Origin of the sequence: Aromatoleum bremense (assembly GCF_017894365.1) — a bacterium.
Lineage (GTDB): Bacteria > Pseudomonadota > Gammaproteobacteria > Burkholderiales > Rhodocyclaceae > Aromatoleum > Aromatoleum bremense.
Map to the genome: position 1 here is coordinate 824281 of NZ_CP059467.1, position 24536 is coordinate 848816.

Below are 24536 nucleotides of genomic sequence, written 5' to 3' on the forward strand. Positions count from 1 at the left end.
GGCTATCCGGCCAGTTCCTGCACGGGCTTGCCGGCGGCGATGATCGCGGCGTGCAGGCTGGACGTCGCGGCATCCCGCCCGTTGCCGGCGATCAGGCCTGCCAGCATTGCATCGTCGAAGCGGAAACCCGGCAGCACCATCTGGCTGCTCGCCATTTTCACCAGCCTGGCACTGGACAAGCCCTCGATAAGCTCGGCAACGCCATTGCCGATCCCCAGTCGCAGCATCGCCGTCTCACGGTCGGCGCGCAGCATCTGTTGCGCCAGCATCATGTAAGCGAGGTTGAGTTCCTGGATCTCGGACTGAAAATCTTGGCGTTTCATCGTTTGGTCATTACCGTGAATAGGGTAACCAAAATTAGAGTCAATTGTTAGCAATTGCAAGCGAGATCCACGACGGGAGCGGCAAGATTGCACACTTCACGGGCTATCTGTTGTATCGACGCCACGCCTGTACGAACAGCTGCCACGTATGTTAAACGAATACGTTTTGCGGAAGGTTGGCGGGCCTTTTGCCACCCTCGCCACCGGCGCCCCGGCGTTCCGGGCTAGAATCCAGCAACCCCAAGCCTTCAGCCACTGCCATGAAGTTCTGCTCGAACTGCGGCGCGACCGTCGAGTTGCGCATTCCTCCCGGAGATTCGCTGCCGCGCCATGTGTGTGGGAACTGCGGCAGCATTCATTACGTGAATCCGAAGATCGTCGTCGGTGCGATCCCGGAATGGGAAGACCGCATCCTGTTGTGCCGGCGCGCGATCGAACCGCGCCACGGCTTCTGGACGCTGCCGGCGGGCTTCATGGAAAATGCCGAGACGACGGCACAGGCTGCGGCGCGCGAGACGCTCGAAGAAGCCTGCGCGCGGATCGAGGTCGGCGAAATATTCACGCTGATCAACGTCCCGCACATCAGCCAGGTCCACATCGTTTATCGCGCGCGCCTGCTCGACCTGGACTTCGGACCGGGCGAGGAATCGCTGGAGGTCGGATTGTTTGCGGAACATGAAATCCCGTGGGACGAGATCGCTTTCCGGACGATCGCGCTGACGCTGCGGCATTATTTCGACGACCGCCGCCGCGGCACTTTCTGCTTCCGCACCAGCGATCTCGCCCTGCCCCCACCGGTCGGCACTGCCTGAACCACTGCTGCCGCCGCCGATCGAATGACAATAAGGCCGGCCGACACTGCCGCCGGTCCGCAGCACCGGTCCGGCAGGACCGTGCCGGCGCCGCCCGCGCCGGCAGAACAGAAGCGCAGGAGGTATCGTGCCGACAGCGGCTCATGACAACGCAATCAAATCCGAACGACGGCCAGGCCAGCCGCGGGCAAGGTCCCCTGTCGTGCAACACCCCTGGATCCTCACGCTCGACAGCCGCGGCCTGCCCCACCGCTGGATAAGTTGGCAGGCAGCGTGCCACTACTATGCCCTGGACATGGTGGCGTGGGTGGTCGGAAACCAGCAGTTCCGCTTCGTCGGGGGAATCTGCCGGGCTACCGGGCTGCGCTCCGAAATCACCGCGAACAGCATCATCGCGATCAAGGGGCGCAGCTTCCGTCCGGACAGCCACAGCCAGGTTCCGCCGCTGAACAACCGTGAACTGTTTCACCGCGACCGCTATATCTGCGCCTATTGTGGCGACCGTTTTTCGGGCCACATCCTGACGCGCGAGCACATCGTCCCGGTTTCGCACGGCGGCCGCGACGTGTGGATGAACGTCGTGACATCGTGCCGGCCCTGCAACCAGCGCAAGAGCGGGCGCACGCCGGAACAGGCGCGGATGCCGTTGCTGTATGCGCCGTATGTACCGAACAAGGCCGAATACCTGATCCTGTGCAACCGCAGCATCCTCGCCGACCAGATGGATTTCCTCGCCCGCCACCTGCCGCACCAGAGCCGGCTGCACGTTCCCTAAAAAGTGAGCGCACCCTTCCAGCATCTCCCCGCCGGCTTCCTCGAGCCGGCGCGTTCTGGCCTGTCGGAACACGCTGACGGAGGCGGGCAATGAGCGGGCTGCGGGCGATCCGCGGCGATATCGTGCACTTCCTCGGCGACCCGGCGGACTTGGGCGCCGACGCGCTGGCGCACTTTCCGGACGGGTTGCTGATCGTACGCGACGGCCTCGTCGCCGGGCTCGGCCCCGCACCCGACCTGCTGCCGAAGCTGCCCGCCGGCACGACCGTCGACGACTACCGTGGCAAGCTGGTCCTGCCTGGCTTCATCGACACGCACATCCATTACGCGCAGACCGACATCGTCGCCAGCTACGGCGAACAGGTGCTCGCGTGGCTCGAGAAATATACCTACCCGACCGAACGGCGTTTCGCCGATCCGGCTCACGCGGCGGCGGTCGCGGAGTTCTTCTGCGACGAGCTGCTGAGAAACGGCACGACGACCGCGATGGCGTTTGCGACCGTGCATCCGGCTTCCGTCGACGCGCTGTTCGCCGCGGCGCGGAAACGGCACATGCGGATGATCGCCGGCAAAGTGCTGATGGACCGTAACTGCCCGGACTTCCTGCGTGACCCCGCCGACGGCGGCGATGCGGAATCGAAGGCGCTGATCGAGCGCTGGCACGGCCGCGATCGCCTGCTGTATGCGGTGACGCCGCGTTTCGCCCCGACCTCGACGCCTGCGCAGATGGCGCTTGCCGGGCGCCTCTTCGCCGATCATCCCGGCGTCTATCTGCAGTCCCACCTCGCCGAGAACGAGCGCGAAGTGGCCTGGGTCGCGAGGCTCTACCCGGAAGCGCGCAGCTACCTCGACGTCTATGAACGCTACGGCCAGCTCGGCGCGCGCAGCGTGTTCGCGCACTGCGTCTGGATCGACGACACCGATCGCGCCCGCATGTCGGCGACGGGAGCGGCGGTCAGCTTCTGCCCGACCTCGAACCTGTTCCTCGGCTCGGGCCTGTTCGATCTCGACCGCGCGCAGGCCGCGGGCGTGCGGGTCGGGCTCGGCACCGACGTTGGCGGCGGGACCAGCTTCTCGATGCTGCAGACGCTCAACGAAGCCTACAAGGTGCAGCAACTCAGGGGGCAGCGGCTGCCGGTCGAGCGCGGCTTCTACCTCGCGACCCGCGGCGGCGCGCGCAGCCTGTATCTCGACGACCGCATCGGCAGTTTCGACACCGGACGCGAAGCCGACCTGGTGGTGCTGGACCCGGCCGCGACGCCGTTGCTCGCCCGGCGCACGGCCGTCGCGACGACCCTCGCCGAACGGCTGTTCGCGCTAATGCTGCTCGGCGACGACCGCGCCGTCGCGGCAACCCACATCCTCGGCGAACCCGCCTGGCGGCGCCCCTGACCGGCGCTGCCGGCGAATGCATGGGCGGGTCGCGCGGCAGCAGGCCTCAGGTGCGAAGTTCGGCGCGATCACGAAACTCGTCGAGCGCGTCCGGGTTCGCGAGCGCCTCGATGTTCTTCACCGGCTGCCCATGCACGACGTTGCGCACCGCGAGCTCGACGAGCTTGCCGCTCTTCGTGCGCGGGATGTCTGCGACCTGGACGATCTTCGCCGGCACGTGGCGCGGCGTCGCATTGTCGCGGATCGCCTGCCGGATGCGCGCGACGAGCGCGTCGTCGAGCACGACGCCTTCGGCGAGCCGCACGAACAGCACGACGCGCACGTCGGTCGGCGCCTCGGGCGGCCAGTCCTGGCCAATGACGATCGATTCGAGCACCTCCGGCAGCTTCTCGACCTGGCGGTAAATTTCGGCGGTGCCGATACGCACGCCGCCCGGGTTCAGCGTCGCATCCGAGCGGCCATGGATGATCAGGCCGCCGTGCGCGGTGATCTCGCAGAAGTCGCCGTGACACCACACGCCCGGAAAACGCTCGAAGTACGCGGCGCGGTACTTCGCGCCGTCCGGGTCATTCCAGAAGCCGATCGGCATGCTCGGGAAGGGCTTGCGGCAGACGAGCTCGCCTTTCTCGCCGACCACCGGGCGGCCGTCGTCGTCCCACACCTCGACCGCGAGGCCGAGACCGATGCACTGGATCTCGCCGCGCCACACCGGCAGCGCGGGGTTGCCGAGCACGAAGCACGAGATGATGTCCGTGCCGCCGGAGATCGACGCGAGCTGCATGTCGCGCTTGATCGCCTCATAGACGAAGTCGAAGCTTTGCGGTGCCAGCGGGCTGCCGGTCGACAGCACCGCGCGCAGCGCCGACAGGTCGTGGGACTGCGCCGGGCGCACGTCGCCTTTCGCCAGCGTCTCGATGTATTTCGCCGACGTGCCGAAATGCGTGAAGCGCTCGGCCTGCGCGTAGTCCCACAGGAGGCGGCCCTCATTGCCCCCCCCTCCGACGAAGGGATTGCCGTCGTAGAGCATCAGCGTCGCACCGCAGGCCAGGCCCGAGACGAGCCAGTTCCACATCATCCAGCCGCAGGTCGTGAAGTAGAACAGGCGATCGCCTTCGCGCACGTCGGTGTGCAGCTTGTGTTCCTTCAGGTGCTGCAGCAAGGTCCCGCCCGCGCCGTGGACGATGCATTTGGGCACGCCGGTCGTGCCGGACGAATACATCACGTACAGCGGATGGTTGAACGGCAAGCGGACGTACTGCGGTTCGGTCGCCGCGAGGTGCGGCGCGACGAAGTCGTCGTACGACACCGCGCCGGGCACGCCCGAAAGATCAAGCGCGACGCCGGCGGCGAGATACGGCACGACGACGAGCCGCGCGACGCTCTGCAACTGCGGGGCCAGTTCGGCGAGCTTCGGGCGCACGTCGATCGCCTTGCCGCCGTACCAGTAGCCGTCGCACGCGATCAAGAGCTTCGGCTCGGTTTGGCCGAAGCGGTCGAGCACGCCCTGCACGCCGAAGTCGGGCGAGGCGCTCGTGAACACCGCCCCGATCGACGACGCCGCGAGCATCGCGACGATCGTCTCGGGCATGTTCGGCATGAACGCGGCGACGCGGTCGCCCTCTTTGATGCCGAGCGCGCGCAATGCGGCCGCGAAGCGCGCGACCTCGATGCGCAGTTCGGCGCGCGTCATGCGCCGCTCGAGCCGGTCCTCGCCGCGGAACACGAGCGCCTGCGGATTCGTGCTGTCGCGCAGCAGGTTCTCGGCGAAGTTCAGTCGCGCATCGGGGAACCAGGTCGCGCCGGGCATCCGTTCCGCGTCGATCAGGCCGCGCTCGCCCTGCTCGCCGATGACGCCGCCGAAATCCCACACTTCGCGCCAGAACGCGACCGGCGAATGGATCGACCAGGCATGCAGCGCCGCGTAGTCGGCAAGCGGCAGGCCGGTCGCGGCGCGGGCGCGTTCGGTGAAGGCGGCGATCCCGGTCGCCGCGATCTGTTCGGGCCGCGGCGTCCACAGCGGCCGGTCGCCGGATTCGTTGTTTGTCATCTTTTTTCTGTCTCCTCGTTCAGAACGGGGCGCTCGCCTGGGCGACCGATTGCGGTGCCACGCCCTGCTCGACCGCCGCGCGCTGCTGCGCCGCGAGCGCCCGTCGAAATCCGTCGCGCGCCTGCAGGCGCTGCCAGTACGCGAGCGTCGCCGGCTTGAAGCGGTCCCGAAGCCCGATGTCGTCGGCGAGCAGCAGCGCGTAGCCGACCGACACGTCGGCCGCGGTGAAGCGAGCGGCGCACAGATATTCCTCATGCTCGAGCAGCGGCTCGAGCGTGCGCAGCCGCGACAGGAACCATCGCGTATAGTCATCGGCCGCCTGCGGCAGCCGGCGTTCCGGCGGCTCGAAGCGGCTGTAGCGCAGGATCAGCGTCTGCGGGAACGTCAGCGTCGCCTCGCCGAAATGCAGGAAGTTCAGGTAGGCGCCGAACGCCGGCTCGTCGCTCCCGACGTCGAGTTGCCGCGGCGAATAGCGCGCGGCGAGGTACTGGCAGATCGCCACCGATTCGGTCAGGCGCGTGTCGCCGTCGAAGAACGCCGGGATCGTGCCGAGCGGATTGACCGCGAGATACGGCTCGGCCTCGCGCCGCGGCGGGAACGGCAGCACCTTCAGCTCGTACGGCAGCCCGAGCTCTTCGAGCATCCATAACGGGCGGAACGAACGTGCGCTCAGACAATGGTAGAGGGTCATCGTCATCGGTATCCGGCTCCTGAAGTCGTGTAGGGGGCGGCAGGACTGCGAGGGGTGGGTCGTCCGGCCGCGTCGTTGTTAACCCGCTGCGCGGCCCGCGCGCAACGCGCGTGAAACGCGGGAGGCCGGCTCGCGCCCGAGCAAGCCGCTGATCCACGCGCCGGTGTCGACGAGCCGGTCGAGATTAACACCGCTCTCGATGCCGAGTCCGTTCAGCAGCCAGACGACGTCCTCGGTCGCGACGTTGCCGGATGCGCCTTTCGCGTACGGGCAGCCGCCCAGGCCCGCAACCGACGCGTCGAACACCGCCAGCCCAAGTTCGAGCGACGCGTAGATGTTCGCGATCGCCATGCCGTAGGTGTCGTGGTAGTGGCCGGCGAGCCGCGCGACCGGTACGCGGCGCATCACGGCTTCGAGCATCCGCTGCGCATTCAGCGGCGTGCCGGTGCCGATGGTGTCGCCGAGGCTCACTTCGTAGCAGCCCATCTCGAACAGCGTGCCGGCGACGAGCGCGACCGCTTCCGGCCGGATTTCCCCTTCGTACGGGCAGCCGAGCACGCACGACACGTAGCCGCGCACCCTCACGCCCGCCGCCTTCGCTGCGTCCATCACCGGTTCGAAGCGCGCAAGCGATTCGGCGATCGAGCAGTTGATGTTCTTCTGGCTGAAAGACTCGGACGCCGCGCCGAACACCGCGACCTCGTTGGCGCCGGCGGCGAGCGCTGTTTCGAAGCCTTTGAGGTTCGGCGTCAGCACCGGGTAGGCGACGCCCGGCCGGCGCTCGATCCGCGCCATGACGAAGGCCGCGTCCGCCATCTGCGGCACCCATTTCGGCGACACGAACGACGTCGCCTCGATCGCCTTCAGGCCGGCGTCGGCGAGCCGCGCGATCAGCTCGATTTTGGTGTCCGTCGCGACGACCGCCTTCTCGTTCTGCAGCCCGTCGCGCGGACCGACTTCGACGATCTTCACCGCTTTCGGCAGCTTCATCGCTTGTCCCTCGTCGTGGTAATCACGCGGTGCGCGCCTCGTCGAGCCCCAGCTCGCGCTTCATCTGCTCGCGGATCTGGAACTTCTGGATCTTGCCGGTCACCGTCATCGGGAAGGCATCGACGAACTTGATGTAGCGCGGCACCTTGTGATGCGCGATCTGGCCCTGGCAGAACGTGCGGACGTCGTCGGCGGTCAGTTCTTCGCCGTCGCGCACGATGATCCACGCGCACAGCTCCTCGCCGTACTTCGCGTCCGGCACGCCGACGACCTGCACGTCAAGGATCTTCGGGTGGCGATAAAGGAACTCCTCGATCTCGCGCGGATACAGGTTCTCGCCGCCGCGGATCACCATGTCCTTGATGCGACCGACGATGTTGCAGTAGCCCTCGTCGTCGATCGTCGCGAGATCGCCGGTGTGCATCCAGCCGGCCGCATCGATCGCGTCACGCGTCCTGTCGACGTCGTTCCAGTAGCCGAGCATCACGGAGTAGCCGCGCGTGCACAGTTCCCCGGCGACGCCGCGCGGCACGATGCGTCCGTCGTTGTCGACGATCTTGACCTCGAGATGCGGCTGGACGCGGCCGACCGTCGACACGCGCCGCTCTACGGGATCGCCGGTGCCGCTCTGGAAGCTCACCGGCGACGTCTCGGTCATGCCGTACGCGATCGTCACTTCGCGCATGTTCATCTTGTCGATGACGCGCTTCATGACCTCGATCGGGCACGGGCTGCCGGCCATGATGCCGGTGCGCAGGCGCGATAGGTCGAAGTCGCCGAAGCGCGGGTGGTCGAGCATCGCGATGAACATCGTCGGCACGCCGTACGCGGCGGTGCAGCGCTCCTCGGCGAGCGTCTCGAGCACCGCGAGCGGTTCGAACGCTTCGCACGGGTAGATCATCGTCGCGCCGTGCGTCACGCAGCCGAGGTTGCCCATGACCATGCCGAAGCAGTGGTACAACGGAACAGGGATGCACAGGCGGTCGCCTTCGACGAGGCGGATCGCTTCGGCGACAAAGAAGCCGTTATTGAGGATGTTGTGGTGCGACAGCGTCGCGCCTTTCGGCTGGCCGGTGGTACCGGACGTGAACTGGATGTTGATCGGGTCGTCGAACTGCAGCGTTTCGCCGCGCACCGCGAGTTCGGCGAGTTCTTCGCGCGACGGCGTCGCGAGCAGGTCGTCGAAGTTCAACATCCCGGCGCTGCGCTGCGCGCCCATGCGGATGACCCAGTTCAGCGACGGCATCCGCGCGGCTTCGAGTGCGCCCGGCTCGCAGTCGGCAAGCTCCGGCGCGAGGTCGGCGAGCATCGCGAGGTAGTCGCTGCCCTTGAACGACGGCGACAGCACCAGCGCGCGGCAGCCGACCTTGTTCACCGCGTATTCGAGTTCGCTGCGGCGGTACGCGGGGTTGATATTGACGAGCACGAGGCCGGCCTTCGCGGTCGCGAACTGCGTCAGCGCCCATTCGAGATTGTTCTGCGACCAGATGCCGACACGATCCCCCGCGCCCAGCCCGAGGCGCATCAGCGCGCACGCGAGCGCATCGACTTTCAGCTTCAGCTCGGCATAGGTCAGCCGCACGTTCTGGTGGCGCACGACGAGCGCCTCGCGCTGCGCGTGGCGCTCGCACGCCTCGTCGAAGAAACGGCCGATCGTCTGCCCGATCAGCGTTTTTGCGGATGCGCCGTGGACGTAACTCAACTGCGTCATTTGTCTCTCCCCTCCAATCAACTCTTCTCGGGCTCGAACTCGACGAGCTCCGCACCGTCGCCGACCTGGTCGCCGACGGCGTAACGGTAGGCCTTCACCGTGCCGGCAGCCGGCGCGTTGATCGTGTGCTCCATCTTCATCGCTTCGAGGATCAGGAGCGGCGCACCCTTCGCGACTTTCGCGCCGGCCTCGGCGAGCAGCGCGATGACCTTGCCCGGCATCGGCGCCAGCAGCCCGCCTTCGGCGCCACCGCCTTCACCCGCGTAATGCAGCGGATCGACGTTCGCGAGCTGCCAGCTGCGCCCATGCAGGAACACGTGGCGCATCCGTCCCGCAGTGATGACTGTCGCGTCCATGCGCGTGCCGTCGAGCTCGACGCGCAGCCGGCCGCGTTCATTGACCTGCCCACGCGCCTCGGCCGACCTGCCGTCGACCGTCAGCGTGTAGCGGTCGCCGCGATACGCGACCTGGACCGTCTTCTGCACGTCGCCGAGCCGGAAGATCAGTCCGCGATTCGCCGTCGCGTTGAGCCGCCAGCCGTCGCGGGCGTGCCACGGCGAAACGGGATCGGAGCCGCGGCGCGCCGCGTCCTCGGCCCACGTCGCCTCGCGCAGCAGCTCGCCCAGCGCGGCGACGAGCCAGACCTCGTCGGGGGTGGTTTCACCCTCCGGGAACAGGTAGGCCTTCTCGCGCTCGATGAGCCCGGTATCGAGATCCGCGCCGGCGAAGGCCGGGCAGGCGGTCAGGCGCGACAGGAATTCGATGTTGTTCGCGACGCCGACGACGCGGTAGTCGGCGAGCGCTTGCAGCATGCGTGCCAACGCCTGCTCGCGGCTCTCGTCCCAGACGATCAGCTTCGCGATCATCGGGTCGTAGAACGGGCTGATCTCGTCGCCTTCCTCGACGCCGGTGTCGACGCGCACGTGCAGCCCTTCGGCGGGCGGCGCGAGATGCAGCAGTTTGCCGGTCGACGGCAGGAAGCCTTTCGCCGGATCCTCGGCGTAGATCCGCGCCTCCAAGGCGTGCCCGCGGATATCGAGCTGCTCCTGCGCGAGCGGCAGCGCCTCGCCGGCGGCGACGCGCAGCTGCCATTCGACGAGATCGAGGCCGGTGATCATCTCGGTGACCGGGTGCTCGACCTGCAGGCGCGTGTTCATCTCCATGAAATAGAACGTGCCGTCCTGGTTGGCGATGAATTCGACGGTGCCGGCGCCGACGTAGCCGACCGCCCTCGCCGCCTCGACCGCGGCCTGCCCCATCGCCGCGCGGCGCTGCGGCGTCATGCCGGGCGCGGGCGCTTCCTCGAGCACTTTCTGGTGGCGGCGCTGCACCGAGCAGTCGCGCTCGAAGAGGTACACGCAGTTGCCGTGGGTATCGCCGAACACCTGGATCTCGATGTGGCGCGGACGCGTCACGTATTTCTCGACGAGCACGTGCTCGTCGCCGAAACTCGATGCGGCTTCGCGCTTGCACGATGCGAGCGCCGCTTCGAAGTCGTCCGACTTCTCGACGAGCCGCATCCCCTTGCCGCCGCCGCCGGCCGCGGCCTTGATCAATACGGGATAGCCGATGCGGTCCGCCTGCTCGTGCAGGAAGCCCGGCTCCTGGTTGTCGCCGTGGTAACCGGGGGTCAGCGGCACGCCGGCCGCTTCCATCAGCTTCTTCGCTTCGGACTTCGAGCCCATCGCGCGGATCGCCGACACCGGCGGACCGATGAACACGACACCTTCGCGCTCGCAGGCGTCGCAGAAGTCCTCGTTCTCGGACAGGAAGCCGTAGCCGGGATGGATCGCCTGCGCGCCGGTCTGCTTCGCCGCGGCGATGATGCGGTCGATGACGAGGTAGCTTTCCTTCGCCGCCGCCGGCCCGATCAGCACCGCCTCGTCAGCGAGGCGCACGTGGCGCGCGTTGGCGTCGGCTTCGGAGTAGACCGCGACAGTGCGGATGCCCATGCGGCGCGCAGTCTTGATCACTCTGCAGGCTATCTCGCCGCGATTGGCGATGAGGATCTTTTCGAACATTGTTGTCTCCCCTTACATCCGGAACAGGCCGAATTTCGTCTGCGGGATCGGCGCATTCAGCGTTGCCGACAAGGAGAGCCCGAGCACGCGCCGGCTCTGCGCCGGGTCGATGACGCCGTCGTCCCACAGGCGCGCGGTCGCGTAGTAGGGGTGACCCTGCACTTCGTACTGCTCGCGGATCGGCGCGCGGAACGCTTCCTCGTCCTCCTTGCTCCACGTGCCGCCTTTCGCCTCGATGCCGTCGCGGCGCACCGTCGCGAGCACGCTCGCCGCCTGCTCGCCGCCCATCACCGAGATGCGGCTGTTCGGCCACATCCACAGGAAGCGCGGCGAGTACGCGCGGCCGCACATGCCGTAGTTGCCGGCGCCGAAGCTGCCGCCGATGATCATCGTCAGCTTGGGCACCTGCGCGGTCGCGACCGCGGTGACCATCTTCGCGCCGTCCTTCGCGATGCCGCTGTTCTCGTACTTCCTGCCCACCATGAAGCCGGTGATGTTCTGCAGGAAGATCAGCGGGATGCCGCGCTGCGCGCACAGCTCGACGAAGTGCGCGCCTTTCTGCGCCGATTCGCCGAACAGGATGCCGTTGTTCGCGACGATGCCGACCGGATAGCCGTAGAGTTGCGCGAAGCCGGTCACGAGCGTCGTGCCGTAGCGCGACTTGAATTCATCGAAGCGCGAGCCGTCGACGACGCGCGCGATGACTTCGCGCACGTCATAGGGCTTGCGCGTGTCGCTCGGGATGATGCCGTAGATCTCCTCGGGGTCGTAGAGCGGCTCGTCGCCGCCGCCGAGGTTCATGCCGACTTCTTTGACGCGGTTCAGGTTCGCGACGATGCGCCGCGCGATGTACAGCGCGTGCGCGTCGTTCTCGGCGAGGTGGTCGGCGACGCCGGAGACGCGCGTATGCACGTCGCCGCCGCCAAGATCCTCAGCGGTGACGACTTCGCCGGTCGCCGCCTTCACCAGCGGCGGGCCGCCGAGGAAGATCGTGCCCTGGTTCTTGACGATCACCGTCTCGTCGCTCATCGCCGGCATGTACGCGCCGCCGGCGGTGCACGAGCCCATCACCACCGCGATCTGCGGGATGCCCAGCGCGGACATGTTCGCCTGGTTGTAGAAGATGCGGCCGAAATGCTCCCGGTCCGGGAACACTTCGTCCTGCGTCGGCAGGTTCGCACCGCCCGAGTCGACGAGATAGATGCACGGCAGGTTGTTCATCTGCGCGATCTCCTGCGCGCGCAGGTGCTTCTTGACCGTCATCGGGAAGTAGCTGCCGCCTTTCACCGTCGCGTCGTTCGCGACGATCATGCATTCGAGCCCTTTGACGCGCCCGATGCCGGCGATCACGCCGGCCGACGGGGCGTCGCCGTCATACATGCCATATGCGGCGAGCTGGCCGATCTCGAGGAACGACGTGCCCGGGTCGAGCAGGTGATTGACGCGGTCGCGCGGCAGGAGCTTGCCGCGCGCGGTGTGCTTGTCGCACGCTGCCGGGCCGCCGCCGCGGCTCACGTCCGCGGCCTTGTTGCGCAGGTCGGCGACGAGCGCGCGCAGTGCGTCAGCATTCGCCTTGAACTCGGGGCTGCGCGTGTTGATGCTGGATTTCAACACGCTCATCACAGCGTCTCCGCGAACAGCTCTCGCCCGATCAGCATGCGGCGGATCTCGCTGGTGCCGGCGCCGATCTCGTACAGCTTGGCGTCGCGCCACAGCCGGCCCACCGGGTACTCGTTCGTGTAGCCGACGCCGCCCAGCGCCTGGATCGCCTCACCGGCCATCCACGTCGCCTTCTCGGCCGAATACAGGATCGCGCCGGCCGCGTCCTTGCGCAGCGCGCGCGCGTGGTCCGTGCGGTCGCAGGCCTGGCCGACCGCATAGACGTAGGCGCGCGTCGCCATCCACGTCGAATACATGTCGGCAAGCTTGCCCTGCATCAGCTGGAATTCGCCGATCGGTTGATTGAACTGCTTGCGGTCGTGCAGGAAGGGCACGACGACGTCCATGCATGCGGACATGATGCCGAGCGGGCCGCCGCACAGCACCGCACGCTCGTAGTCGAGACCGCTCATCAGCACCTTGACGCCGCCGCCGACCTGGCCGAGCACGTTTTCTTCCGGCACCTCGACGTCGTCGAAGAACAGCGGGAAAGTGTTCGAGCCGCGCATGCCAAGCTTGTCGAGGTGCGTGCCGTGCGTGAAGCCTTTCATGCCCTTCTCGACGATGAACGCGGTCACGCCGCGCGGCCCCGCGTCGAGGTCGGTCTTCGCATAGACGACCAGCGTGTCGGCATCGCCGCCGTTGGTGATCCACATCTTCGCTCCGTTGAGGACAAAGCGGTCGCCCTTCTTGTCCGCACGCAGCTTCATCGACACGACGTCGGAACCGGCGTTGGGCTCGCTCATCGCCAAGGCGCCGACGTGCTCGCCGGAGATGAGCTTCGGCAAGTACTTCCTCTTCTGCGCGGCGTTGCCGTTGCGGCGGATCTGGTTCACGCACAGGTTCGAATGCGCGCCATACGACAGCCCGACCGATGCCGACGCGCGCGAGACTTCTTCGAGCGCGATGATGTGCGCGAGATAGCCCATGTTCGTGCCACCGTATTCTTCCTCGACGGTCATGCCATGCAGGCCGAGCTCGCCGAGCTTCTTCCACAGGTCGGCCGGGAATTCGTTCACCCGGTCGATCTCGGCCGCGCGCGGCGCGATCTGGTCGGCGGCGAAAGCCTGGACGGTGTCGCGCAGCATCTCGATCGTTTCGCCGAGGTTGAAGTTGAGGCTCGGAATGTTCATGGGGTCTCCTCGTTCCTGTGTCGTGGATGGCTTCGTGTTCGGGACGTCCGCAGGAGAAGCTTAGACCGGTCCCGGCAGATCGTCGTGATCGCACTAGAGTAGGCCGCCGCGCGGCGCGTCACGCGCCAACATGGTTGCAAATCGTGCCAACGCTTCTATCATCGCCCGATGTCTTCGCTGCTTCCTTCGCCTGCCGACCCGACGCGTGGCTTTGCCGCGACACCGATCGCGTTCATCCGCGCGATCGTCGCCGCGTACCGTCGCTACGGCATCAATCCTGCCAACGCGCTGCGACAGGCGCACATTCCGCCCGCGATGCTGGAGAACCCGGACGGGCGCGTCACCGCGGCGCAAATGGAGATCATGTCCGGCGTCGCGATGCAGGAACTCGACGACGAGGCGCTCGGCTGGTTCTCGCGCCGGTTGCCGTGGGGCAGCTACGGCATGCTGTGCCGGGCGTCGCTGAGTTCGCCCGACCTCGGCGTCGCGCTCAAGCGCTGGTGCCGCCACCACCGCCTGCTGACCGACGACATCGTGCTGCGGCTCGACGCGACGCAACCGGTCGTGGAGCTGACGATCGAGGTGCGTCGCTACCTCGGCGAGATGCACGAGTTCTGCCTCCTGACGAGCCTGCGCTACCTGCTCGGCTACGCATGCTGGGCGATCGATTCGCGCATTCCGTTGCTGTCGGCGCGCTTTCCGTTTCCGCCACCGCCCCATCGTGGCGTCTATCCGCTGCTGTTCCAGGGGCCGATCACGTTCGATGCCGACCGTGCAGGCATCAGCTTCGACGCGCAATACCTGTCGCTGCCGCTGCGGCGCGACGAACAGGCGTTGCGCCAGATGCTGCAGCGCGCGCTGCCGCTGACGGTGCTGCAGTACCGCCGCGACCGGCTGCTGGTGCAGCGCGTGCGCCAGCTGCTGTGCAGCGACCTGGCGCCCGGCACGACGGCCGACAGCCTGGCGGAACGATTGCACGTATCGCCCCGCACGCTCCATCGCCAGCTGCAGGAGGAAGGGGCGTCGCTGCAGCGGCTCAAAGATGAGGCACGGCGCGAACACGCCGCAGATCTGCTGCGCCGCAGCACGCGGCCGATCAAGCAGATCGCGCTGGCCGTGGGCTTCCGCAACGAAAAGAGCTTTTCGCGCGCCTTCCGGCAATGGACCGGCGAATCGCCGAGCGCTTTCCGGGAGCGGATCGTCGCGCTCGGCGAGGATCGGCACGAGCGCTGAACGCCGCATGCCTGGCAGCAGCGTGCGCTCGCGGCGCCGCCCACGGACCGCTCGCCCTTGTTTTTTTGCTCCGCCCGCATACGCTGAACAACATCACCGTCGTGCCGCGGCCGCAGCGGACAGGCGCCTGATCGGGCAGGCGCATGCGCCATCCGCCGCCTGCCCGAGTTGCACCTCACGGCAAGCCTGGAAGGAGGAAATCATGCTATTTGCCGACCGTATCGACGCCGCGCAGCGCCTCGCCGACGCACTCGACGCCTGGCGCGGGAAACACGCGCTGGTGCTCGCGATTCCCCGCGGCGCCGTGCCGATGGGCGCCGCACTGGCCGAAGCGCTGCAGGCCGACCTCGACGTCGTGCTGGTGCGCAAGCTCGGCGCGCCGTGGCAGCCGGAGTACGCAGTCGGGGCGATCGACGAGAGCGGCTGGTCGTTCATCTCCGATCCCGATGCCGCCAGCGAGGAGTACCTGGAGGGCGAGCGCGCGCGGCAGCTCGAGCGCCTGAAGGAACGGCGCCGCTCGTATTCGCCGCGACATCCGCCGGTCGATCCCGCCGGCCGCATCGTCATCGTCGTCGACGACGGGCTCGCCACCGGGGCGACGATGATCGCCGCGCTGCACGCGGTCCGCAGCAAAGGACCGCAGCGGCTGATCTGCGCGGTGCCGGTCGGAGCACCTGCGAGCGTGGAAAAAGTGAAGCCTTACGCCGACGAGGTCGTGTGCCTGTATACGCCGCCGAATTTCCACGCCGTCGGGCAGTTCTATGGCAACTTCGATCAGGTCGAGGATGACGAGGTCGTGGCCTGCCTCGAGCGGTTTCGCACGAGACCGGGCGCGCAGGCAGCGGACTGAAAGGCGGCGCCGCAGCGGGAGGATCGCGCCGCAGGGGCGCGCCAGGAGCATCGTTTGCGCTAAGCTCCCGCCTTCGTTCGCCGACCCCCACTGCCGGAGCCCAAACTGACTTCACCGCAACCCTCGATCGCGACCCTTGCAGCCGGTCACGGCCCGCGCTCGCCGCTCGATCTGTTCATCGCTTTCACCGTGCTCGCGCTGCAGGGCTTCGGCGGCGTGCTGGCGGTCGCCCAGCGCGAACTCGTCGATCGCCGCGGCTGGCTGACGCGAGAGGAATTCATCGCCGCGTATTCGCTCGCGCAGCTGCTGCCGGGCCCCAACGTCGTCAATCTGTCGCTAATGCTCGGCGACCGCTTCTTCGGCTGGCGCGGCGCACTGGCGGCGATCGGCGGCATGCTGCTCGTGCCGCTGGTGCTGGTGCTGGTGCTCGCGGCGAGCTACAACCGGCTTTCGGATTACCCGGTCGTCGCCGGCGCGCTGCGCGGCATGGGCGCCGTCGCCGCGGGGCTGATGCTGGCGATGGGCTTCAAGATGCTGGGCACGTTGCGGCGCAACCCGCTGGGGCTCGTGCTGTGCGCGCTGCTCGGCCTGGCGACGCTCGTCGCCGTCGCGGTGTTGCGCGTGCCGCTGGCGTGGGTCGTGATCGGGTTCGGCGTCTTCGCCTGGGGGCTCGCCCGCTGGTGCATCGCGCGGCAGGAGCGGCAGCCATGACGCCGGGCTTCATGCTGTCCGACCTGCCGCAGTTCTTCCTGCACTTTCTGACGCTGTCGCTGCTGTCGATCGGCGGAGCGATGTCGACGGCGCCGGAGATGCATCGCCTTCTCGTGCACGATCGCGGCTGGCTCACCGATGCGGACTTCACGACTGCGATCGCGCTCGCGCAGGCGGCGCCGGGGCCGAACGTGCTGTTCGTGCCGGTGCTCGGCTTCCAGGTGGCGGGTCTGCCCGGAGCCGCCGCCGCGCTGGTCGGCATCCTGCTGCCGTCGACGCTGCTGTCGCTCGGCGTCAGCCGCTGGGGTAGCCGGCGCCGCGACACGCCGGCGGTGCGCGCGTTCACTGCGGGACTCGCGCCGGTCACCGTCGGGCTGATGTTCTCGTCCGGCTGGGTGCTCGCGCTGCCTTTCGTGCGCGAGCCGGCCCACCGCGTCGGTGGCATCGTGCTGATCGCGGCGACGGTGGTTGCGATGCTGCGCACGCGCCTCGCGCCGATCTGGCTGATCGCCATCGGCGCCGTGGCCGGCGCGCTCGGCTGGGCGTAGGCCCGGGTCTCGCTGCCTCCCCCGCCCCTGGTCTGCGGGGCGCGCCACCCCCGGCCGAAGCGATCCCGGCCGGTGAGCCTCCGATTTGTCGTCTAAATATAAGGAACGGTCCCGACCCACGATACGAAGGAGAACAAGTGATGAAGGATTTCACCGTTCTGGCCGGGCGTCTCCTGCTGGCGCTGATCTTCATCCTCAGCGGCTGGGGGAAGATCAAAGGCTATGCCGGCAGCCAGCAGTACATGGAATCGATGGGCGTGAGCGGCGCGCTGTTGCCGCTGGTGATTTTCGCCGAACTCGGCGGCGGCCTCGCGATCGCGTTCGGCCTGCTGACGCGGCTCGCCGCCGTCGGGCTGGGCGTGTTCTGCCTGCTCGCCGCGGCAATCTTCCATACCGACTTCTCGAACCAGATGCAGGTCATCCAGTTCATGAAGAACCTCGCGATCGCGGGCGGCTTCCTCGTCCTGAGCGTCCACGGGCCCGGCGCATTCAGCATCGACGCGTGGCGGCAGCGACGGACCTAGAACGCGAACCCGGTCCTGTCCTCGTTGCAACCGACGACAAGCTGAAGGGGCTCGACCATGTGGGACATCGACGCGCTGCTTCTCGCCCGGATCCAGTTCGGCTTCACGATCTCGTTTCATATCGTGTTTCCGGCGATCACGATCGGGCTCGCCAGCTACCTGGTCGTGCTCGAAGGCCAGTGGCTGCGCACCGGGCAGGAGGTGTTCCGCGACCTGTACCATTTCTGGTCGAAGATCTTCGCCGTCAACTTCGGCATGGGCGTCGTCTCCGGCGTCGTCATGGCGTACCAGTTCGGCACCAACTGGAGTTACTTTTCCGATTTCGCCGGCGGCGTGACCGGACCGTTGCTGGCCTACGAAGTCCTGACGGCGTTCTTCCTCGAGGCCGGCTTTCTCGGCGTCATGCTGTTCGGCTGGAAGCGGGTCGGCCCCGGCCTGCATTTCCTGTCGACGGTGATGGTCGCGGCCGGCACGCTGTTGTCGGCGACGTGGATCCTCGCGTCGAACAGCTGGATGCAGACACCGGCGGGCTACGAGATCGTCGCCGGACGCGTCGTGCCGACGGACTGGATCGCGGTGATCCTGAACCCGTCGTTTCCGTATCGCCTCGTCCACATGGGCATTGCGGCTTTCCTCGCGACTGCGCTGATCGTCGGCGCCTCCGGCGCCTGGCACCTGCTGCGCGGCCGCGACACGCCGGCGATCCGCAAGATGCTGTCGATGGCGATGTGGATGCTGCTCTTCGTCGCGCCGCTGCAGGCGGTGGTCGGCGATTTCCACGGCCTCAACACGCTCGACCACCAGCCGGCGAAGATCGCCGCGATGGAGGGGCACTGGGAGAACGTGCCCGGCGAGGGCGTGCCGCTGACGCTGTTCGGCTGGCCCGACATGGAGCGCGAGGAGACTCACTTCGCGGTCCGGGTGCCGCGGCTCGCGAGCCTGATCCTCACGCATTCATGGGATGGCCAATTCCCCGGGCTGAAGGAGTTCCCGCGCGAGGACCGGCCGAATTCGACGATCGTGTTCTGGTCGTTCCGGATCATGGTCGGGCTGGGATTCCTGATGATCGCGCTCGGCGTGTGGGCGCTGTGGGCGCGCTGGCGCGGCGAGCTGTTCCGCTCGCGCGCGCTGCTGCGATTCACGCTGTGGATGGGGCCAACCGGCCTCGTCGCGATGCTCGCCGGCTGGTTCACGACCGAAGTCGGCCGGCAGCCGTGGCTCGTGTACAACGTGATGCGCACCGCCGACGGCGTGTCGTCGCACGGCGCGGGGCAGCTCGCGACGACGCTCGCGCTCTTCGTTCTCGTCTATTTCGTCGTCTTCGGCGCTGGCACCGTATACCTGCTGCGCCTCATCGGGCACGGACCGGTGACGCACGAAGGGACGGAGCCCGTGCCCGGCGGGCCGGGCCGGCCGCGCACTCCGGCACGACCGCTGTCGGCAGCACCGGATGCGGCCGACGACACTGCCACCGCGCGCACCTGAGGCTGAACGACATGGGCATCGATCTTCCGCTGGTGTGGGCCGTGATCATCCTGTTCGGCGTGATGATGTACGTCGTGATGGACGGTTTCGACCTCGGCATCGGCCTGCTGTACCCGTTCTTCGCCGACCGCACAGACCGCGACGTGATGATGAACACCGTCGCGCCGGTGTGGGACGGCAACGAGACCTGGCTCGTGCTCGGCGGCGCCGGGCTGCTCGCCGCGTTCCCGCTCGCGTACGCGGTGGTGTTGAGCGCGTTCTACCTGCCGCTGATCCTGATGCTGCTCGGCCTGATCTTTCGCGGCGTCGCGTTCGAATTCCGCTTCAAGGCGGACGACGCGCACCGCCACCTGTGGGACAAGGCGTTCATTGGCGGCTCGCTCGCGGCGACCTTCTTCCAGGGCGTCACGCTCGGCGGCTACATCCAGGGCATCGAGGTCGTCGATCGCGCGTACGCCGGCGGCGCGTTCGACTGGCTCGCGCCATTCCCGCTCTTCGTCGGCGCCGGCCTCGTCGTGACCTATACGCTGCTCGGCAGCACGTGGCTGATCGTCAAGACGCAGGGGGCGCTGCAGGCGCGGATGATCGCCATCGCGCGTCCGCTGACGTGGCTGCTGCTGGCCGTGATCGTCGCGATCAGCGTGTGGACGCCGCTCGCCCGCGAGGACATCGCGCAGCGCTGGTTCACGTGGCCGAACCTGCTGTGGTTCGCTCCGGTGCCGATCCTCATCGTGCTGACGGCGTGGCAGCTGCTGCAGCGGCTGCGCCGCGCGCCCGACGTCGCGCCTTTCGTGCTGACGCTGTTTCTCGTGTTCCTCGGCTACACCGGGCTCGGCATCAGCCTGTGGCCGAACATCGTCCCGCCCGGGATCACGATCTGGGAGGCCGCCGCCCCGCCGCAGAGCATGGGGTTCACGCTCGTCGGCGCGCTGCTGATCATCCCGCTGATCCTGATGTACACCGCATGGGGTTATTACGTGTTCCGCGGCAAGGTGGACGAAACGCAGGGCTACCACTGATGCGCGAGCCGGTGGATATGCGGCGGACCGCGACGCCGGCGCACGGATGGCTCAGGCGCATCGCGTGGCTCGTGCTGATCTGGGCCGCCAGCGTCGCCGCGGTCGCGGCCGTCGCGGCGGTACTGCGCGTCGCGATGCGCTCGGTGGGGTTGGCACCGTAGCCGAACTGCCCATGCCTGGCGCTCATGACCGGGCCCGGACAGCCGATCAGCCGAGACGGAAGACCGGCACGAGCCGGCCCGTGACGACCCCGGGCCTGGTTGCGGATCTCGTCGCCGCGCCATTTTCCGGGACGACCCCTTTCTAACGATCCCTTTTAAGCTTTCTGATTTCGCCCCATCTGCTTGGCGCGGTACATCGCCGCATCGGCGCGGCCGAGCAGGCTATCCACGTCCCGGCCGTCGTGGGGATACAGGCTGCAGCCGACGCTGCCGGAGATCGTGGCGGACCCGGCCCCGAGTTGGAAAGGCTCGCGCAAGGTGTGCAGAATCTTGTTGGCGACGGCTTCAACGTGCCTGCGGTGCGTCGGGCCATCGAGCAGGACCACGAATTCGTCCCCGCCCAGCCTGGCGACCATGTCTTCCGCGCGCACGCAGTCGGTAAGACGCTTTGCGACATCAATCAATAGCGCGTCGCCGCAGGCGTGTCCCATCGTGTCGTTGACCGCCTTGAACTGGTCCAGGTCCACGAAGAGCAGCGCAAAGCTTTCATGTTTGCGGTGCGCCCGCGCGATCGCCTGCTTGGTCCTGTCCGTTAACAAGTTGCGGTTTGGTAGTCCGGTAAGCACGTCGTGATCGGCGGCGTGTATCAGCTGTTCGGTAAATTTCTGCGCCTCCGTCACGTCACGAAACACCGAGACGGCGCCCACCAGTTTGCCAAGGCGGTCAAGTAGCGGCGTGGCCAGTTCTTCAACGACGTACTTCGCTTTGTCCTTTCCATACAAGACATATTGCTTCCTTTGCGGCGTGGCCGAATGCAGGCTGTCTTCCAGCGCGGTGGCAATGCGCTCGCCTTGATCGTCGAAACATTCGAACATTTCATTCGGCGGACGGTGCAGGACATGCTCGCAACGCTGGCCGAAAAGTTGTTCCGCGGCAGGATTGATGTATTCGATGCGACCGTCGGCATCGATCAAGGCGACGCCTTCGCCGATGGAACTCACGGTGGTCTGCAGCCTGTCCTTTTCCTGGAAAAGCCGTTCTTCGGCGCGCTGGCGTCGCGTGACTTCCGCTTCCAGTTCCTGTTTGTCGAACCGGAGATGCAACGAGGTGCGAATCACGCGGTGGAAATTCCAGGCAGAAAACGACATGGCTGCGAGGAAAATCAATGTCATGACGCCCATCGCCGTCTGCAACGGCGTGCGCAGTGTCAGATATTGAATGGCAAGCGGCAACAGGGCAGGCAACAGGAACGCCAGGCAGGCTTCCATTCGTGGCGCCAGTACGCTGACGCCCCCCGCGGCCATGCCGGCTAGAACAAAAGCAACGAATACCTGATGCGCGATCGAATCGAGTGGAAACAGCACCCAGCCCGCCGCACCCCAAACAATGCCGGCTACCGCCGCGCCGATCGAATAGACAATGTTCCAGAAACGAGCTTCATCCGCGCTCCGTTTGACTCTGCCATAACGCCATGTAACCAGGACCCGGAACGCTGTGACGAACAACAGGCAGCCATACCAGGCAAGCACGACGGCAATGGGAATAAACGCAAGCTGGATATAACCGAGGATCGCTCCGTTGATCAGCGTTACGGTATAAGCGAGAGGCGCATTTTCATAGAGCAGCCTTACCTGCTCCGCATACAACGGGTCGGGATTGCGCTTTTCGATGCTCCCGTGTCTCATTTTGCGGAGGAAATCCGAGCTCATGATCGACCTGCCGCAGCGGGCGCGAAGCTGAATGGGCTGTACATACCCATTATTGTCGACTCGCCCCCCAGATGCGACGGCGCCGCAACAATCGATTACCGCCCGCGTGCAGGCGCTGCTCGATGCTCCTTGTCGTCGCATTGCGGATGAGACCGGCGCGATACCCCCCGCTCCGCCGAAGCGGGCGCCGCGAACATGCCCCTCCCCGCGGGTCAGGCGCTCGCGAGCGCCGTCGGGCGACCGAAGAAGAAGCCTTGGTAGAGATCGAAGCCGAGCGCGAGGCACCGCCGCGCCCGCTCGAGCGTATCGACCTTCTCGGCGAGCAGTCGCGGCGGGTAGAGCCTCAGTCGCTGAACCAGCAGTTCCAGCGCGCGCGGGTCGAGCTGCAACACGTCGATCTTGACGATGTCCACGAGCGCGAGGAGCGGCTCGTAAGCGGGCGCAATCGCACAAAAATCATCGAGCGCAAGCCGGTAACCCAAGTGCTTCAGTTCGGCGCAGCGATGCACGACGGCGTCGTCGACCTCGATCGTCTCGAGCAACTCGAGGACGACCCCTTGCTTGGGCAGGCGCTCGAAGTCGCGGCTCAACAAGGTTTCGGTGTCGAGGTTGACGAAGCCGCTACAGCCTCCGACGACGCTGCGCAGGCCGAGCTGCCCGAAAACACGCGCGATCACCTGGGCGGTTGCCCGCGCCCCGTCGCCGATCCTCGCTTCGCCGGAGCCGTCGTCGCGAAACAGCAGCTCGTACGCGACCACAGTGCGTTGCCGATCCAGAATCGGCTGGCGTGCGACGAACACCTCGTTATCGTTGCCCATGATAGCCTCCGTCGGGGTCGCGGAACGTTCCGTCCGCTCAACCTTCAATATGCAATTTCCGGGCCGAGCTCTTGGATCGATCGGAGGCCGCGAGGTGCGTGAAAACGATGCCGGTGCGCCCGCTCATGCGGGAAAACCGGGTCATCTGACCCGATCGCTCCCATTTCGGGGACGTCGACACCACGGTCGAGCGGCTCGCCGCGGCTTTCGGCGACACGGCGCCGTCCCAAAGCCGGTATGGCACGCCGCCCTGCCTGCAGTACGCAGGATCCGCCTGCAGGACCTGCCCTGGCGGCCGTTCCAGCCGTCTGGATGGCTTACAACGAGAATCCCGCCGCTGTCGGAATATTTGACACCTGCCCCGCATCGGTCGCCGCCCACGGCGAGCATCAGGCGCCGCCATACAGTCTGCGCGACTCGCCCCTGCGCACGCGCCCGCTCCTGCAGCGGCGCTGCGACGATCCGCTCAGCGCGCGGGCCGCAGCTGGATCGCCTTGTACTCGAGGAATTCCTCGAGCCCGTACACGCCGTTCTCGCGCCCGAGTCCCGACTGGCGGTAGCCGCCGAACGGCGCGAGCGGGTTCCACGGCGCGCCATTGACATCGACCTGGCCGGTGCGGATGCGGCGTGCGACCGCGAGCGCATGTTCGTCGGTGCCGGCCCACACGCTGCCGGCGAGCCCGTAGATCGAATCGTTCGCGATGCGAACCGCGTCCTCGTCGCCGTCGTGCGGCAGGATCACGAGCACCGGGCCGAAGATCTCCTCCTGCGCGACGCTCGCCTTCGGGTCCTCGACGACGAGCACCGTCGGCGCGACGAAGAAGCCGTCCCCGCCGAGCGCCGCGTCGACGCCACCACACGCGAGCCGCGCACCTTCGTCGAGGCCGCGGCGGATGTAGTCGACGACGCGGTCGCGCTGCGCCTGCGACACCAGGGGGCCCAGGCGGCTGCCTTCGGCGAGCGCCGGGCCGACCTTGAACGACGACGCGGTGGCCGCGGCGAGCGTCGCCGCCTCGGCGAGCTTCGCGCGCGGCACGAGCAGGCGCGTATGCGCCGAGCAGGTTTGCCCGGAATTCAGCAGGCAGTTCGACACAGTGCCCTTGACTGCCGCGGCGAGATCCGCGTCGTCGAGCACGATCGCCGCCGACTTGCCGCCGAGTTCGAGCGCGACCTTTTTCACCGTCGCCGCGGCAAGCTCGGCGACCCGTCGCCCGGCGCGCGTCGACCCGGTGAAGGACACCATGTCGACGCGCGGGTCCGATGCGAGCACTTCGCCGACGACCGGGCCGTAACCGGTGATGAGGTTGAAGACGCCGGCCGGTAGCCCCGCTGCCTCGATGATCTCGGCGAGAATGAACGCGTTGATCGGCGCGACTTCGGACGGCTTGAGCACGACCGTGCAGCCCGCGGCGAGCGCCGGCGCGACTTTCAGCGTGATCTGGTTGAGCGGGAAGTTCCACGGCGTGATCGCGCCGACCACGCCGACCGGCTCGCGCACGACGAGCGAATTGCCGACGCGCGCTTCCCATTCGAACTCGCGCGCGAGCTTCGCGTAATGCTGCCAGCTCGCGAGCGGCCCGCCGACCTGGATGCGCGAGGCCATTTTCAGCGGCATGCCGACTTCGTGCGCGATCGCCAGCGCGAGCTCGTCGCTGCGCGCCTGGAAGCCCGTGGCGATGCGCTCGAGGTATTGCGCGCGTTCCGCCGGGGACGTGCGCGACCACGAGTCGAACGCGCCGCGCGCCGCGGCGATCGCGGCTTCGGCGTCCGCCGGCACGCCTTCGGGAATACGGGCGTAGACCGACGCGTCGCTCGGGTCGATGACGTCGATGAAGCCGCGGCCTTGTGCAGCGACCCAGCGGCCATCGATGAAAAACTTGTCGCGTAAGAGAGTCATGGAGCTGCCCTCGGCTGGAAGGAAAACC

22 protein-coding genes are annotated in these 24536 nt (G+C 67.2%); 11 read left to right on the top strand and 11 right to left on the bottom strand.

All coding sequences use genetic code 11. From position 1 onward, the window contains the following. Positions 1-2 precede the first annotated feature (2 nt). Complete coding sequence (gene flhD, locus pbN1_RS03810) at positions 3-323, bottom strand: flagellar transcriptional regulator FlhD (protein WP_169201228.1); 321 nt, start codon at positions 321-323, stop codon at positions 3-5. Between the two features lie 260 nt (positions 324-583). Here flhD and pbN1_RS03815 point away from each other — a divergent pair, with 260 nt between their 5' ends. The 3 genes from pbN1_RS03815 to guaD all read left to right on the top strand — a co-directional run bounded on the left by pbN1_RS03815 (position 584) and on the right by guaD (position 3301). Then, on the top strand, positions 584-1135 hold the full coding sequence (locus tag pbN1_RS03815; protein WP_169201229.1) for an NUDIX hydrolase: 552 nt from the start codon (positions 584-586) through the stop codon (positions 1133-1135). Positions 1136-1337: 202 nt separating this feature from the next. Next, positions 1338-1910: an HNH endonuclease gene (locus tag pbN1_RS03820; protein ID WP_244857150.1), complete on the top strand. Its 573-nt coding sequence runs from the start codon at positions 1338-1340 to the stop codon at positions 1908-1910. An 89-nt stretch (positions 1911-1999) separates the two neighbouring features. After that, the gene (guaD, locus tag pbN1_RS03825; RefSeq protein ID WP_169201230.1) at positions 2000-3301 is read left to right on the top strand and encodes a guanine deaminase; all 1302 of its coding nucleotides are present in this window, start codon (positions 2000-2002) and stop codon (positions 3299-3301) included. Positions 3302-3347: 46 nt separating this feature from the next. On the opposite strand, the gene pbN1_RS03830 is transcribed toward guaD, so the two are convergent. From pbN1_RS03830 to pbN1_RS03860, 7 genes are all read right to left on the bottom strand, one after another. Further along, a complete protein-coding gene (locus pbN1_RS03830; protein WP_169201231.1) occupies positions 3348-5348 on the bottom strand; it encodes an acetoacetate--CoA ligase in 2001 nt (666 codons plus the stop codon). Between the two features lie 19 nt (positions 5349-5367). Next, positions 5368-6045, bottom strand: a complete 678-nt coding sequence (locus pbN1_RS03835) for a glutathione S-transferase family protein (RefSeq protein WP_169201232.1) — start codon at positions 6043-6045, stop codon at positions 5368-5370. Between the two features lie 72 nt (positions 6046-6117). Then, positions 6118-7029: a hydroxymethylglutaryl-CoA lyase gene (locus pbN1_RS03840; protein ID WP_169201233.1), complete on the bottom strand. Its 912-nt coding sequence runs from the start codon at positions 7027-7029 to the stop codon at positions 6118-6120. A 22-nt stretch (positions 7030-7051) separates the two neighbouring features. After that, entirely contained in the window at positions 7052-8740 is a 1689-nt protein-coding gene (locus pbN1_RS03845; protein WP_169201234.1) for an AMP-binding protein, read from the bottom strand. 17 nt (positions 8741-8757) lie between these two features. Beyond that, positions 8758-10761 carry an acetyl/propionyl/methylcrotonyl-CoA carboxylase subunit alpha gene (locus pbN1_RS03850; RefSeq protein ID WP_169201235.1) on the bottom strand — a complete coding sequence of 668 codons (2004 nt, stop codon included), beginning with the start codon at positions 10759-10761 and terminating at the stop codon, positions 8758-8760. A 12-nt stretch (positions 10762-10773) separates the two neighbouring features. Further along, positions 10774-12381 carry a carboxyl transferase domain-containing protein gene (locus pbN1_RS03855; RefSeq protein ID WP_169201236.1) on the bottom strand — a complete coding sequence of 536 codons (1608 nt, stop codon included), beginning with the start codon at positions 12379-12381 and terminating at the stop codon, positions 10774-10776. Then, entirely contained in the window at positions 12381-13553 is a 1173-nt protein-coding gene (locus tag pbN1_RS03860) for an isovaleryl-CoA dehydrogenase (RefSeq protein ID WP_169201237.1), read from the bottom strand. The genes pbN1_RS03855 and pbN1_RS03860 overlap by 1 nt, the downstream gene beginning before the upstream one ends. A gap of 168 nt (positions 13554-13721) precedes the next feature. Between pbN1_RS03860 and pbN1_RS03865 the strand changes: the two genes are divergently transcribed. The 8 genes from pbN1_RS03865 (at position 13722) to pbN1_RS03900 (ending at position 20084) form a co-directional block, all read left to right on the top strand. Then, a complete protein-coding gene (locus pbN1_RS03865) occupies positions 13722-14786 on the top strand; it encodes an AraC family transcriptional regulator (protein ID WP_169201238.1) in 1065 nt (354 codons plus the stop codon). A 202-nt stretch (positions 14787-14988) separates the two neighbouring features. Beyond that, positions 14989-15636 carry a phosphoribosyltransferase gene (locus tag pbN1_RS03870; protein ID WP_169201239.1) on the top strand — a complete coding sequence of 216 codons (648 nt, stop codon included), beginning with the start codon at positions 14989-14991 and terminating at the stop codon, positions 15634-15636. A gap of 171 nt (positions 15637-15807) precedes the next feature. Further along, complete coding sequence (locus pbN1_RS03875; RefSeq protein ID WP_425305763.1) at positions 15808-16347, top strand: chromate transporter; 540 nt, start codon at positions 15808-15810, stop codon at positions 16345-16347. Further along, positions 16344-16895, top strand: a complete 552-nt coding sequence (locus pbN1_RS03880; RefSeq protein ID WP_210147648.1) for a chromate transporter — start codon at positions 16344-16346, stop codon at positions 16893-16895. Before pbN1_RS03875 ends, pbN1_RS03880 begins: the two co-directional genes overlap by 4 nt. 140 nt (positions 16896-17035) lie before the next feature. Further along, the gene (locus pbN1_RS03885) at positions 17036-17419 is read left to right on the top strand and encodes a DoxX family protein (protein WP_211161336.1); all 384 of its coding nucleotides are present in this window, start codon (positions 17036-17038) and stop codon (positions 17417-17419) included. 57 nt (positions 17420-17476) lie between these two features. After that, positions 17477-18904: a cytochrome ubiquinol oxidase subunit I gene (locus pbN1_RS03890; protein WP_169201241.1), complete on the top strand. Its 1428-nt coding sequence runs from the start codon at positions 17477-17479 to the stop codon at positions 18902-18904. 11 nt (positions 18905-18915) lie between these two features. Further along, complete coding sequence (cydB, locus tag pbN1_RS03895; RefSeq protein WP_169201242.1) at positions 18916-19923, top strand: cytochrome d ubiquinol oxidase subunit II; 1008 nt, start codon at positions 18916-18918, stop codon at positions 19921-19923. Positions 19924-19940: 17 nt separating this feature from the next. Further along, entirely contained in the window at positions 19941-20084 is a 144-nt protein-coding gene (locus tag pbN1_RS03900; RefSeq protein ID WP_169201243.1) for a DUF2474 family protein, read from the top strand. A gap of 155 nt (positions 20085-20239) precedes the next feature. On the opposite strand, the gene pbN1_RS03905 is transcribed toward pbN1_RS03900, so the two are convergent. The 3 genes from pbN1_RS03905 to pbN1_RS03915 all read right to left on the bottom strand — a co-directional run bounded on the left by pbN1_RS03905 (position 20240) and on the right by pbN1_RS03915 (position 24508). Then, positions 20240-21793 carry a sensor domain-containing diguanylate cyclase gene (locus tag pbN1_RS03905; protein WP_244857154.1) on the bottom strand — a complete coding sequence of 518 codons (1554 nt, stop codon included), beginning with the start codon at positions 21791-21793 and terminating at the stop codon, positions 20240-20242. A gap of 212 nt (positions 21794-22005) precedes the next feature. Further along, positions 22006-22611 carry an EAL and HDOD domain-containing protein gene (locus pbN1_RS03910; protein WP_169201244.1) on the bottom strand — a complete coding sequence of 202 codons (606 nt, stop codon included), beginning with the start codon at positions 22609-22611 and terminating at the stop codon, positions 22006-22008. Between the two features lie 466 nt (positions 22612-23077). Beyond that, complete coding sequence (locus tag pbN1_RS03915; protein ID WP_169201245.1) at positions 23078-24508, bottom strand: aldehyde dehydrogenase family protein; 1431 nt, start codon at positions 24506-24508, stop codon at positions 23078-23080. Positions 24509-24536 lie beyond the last annotated feature (28 nt).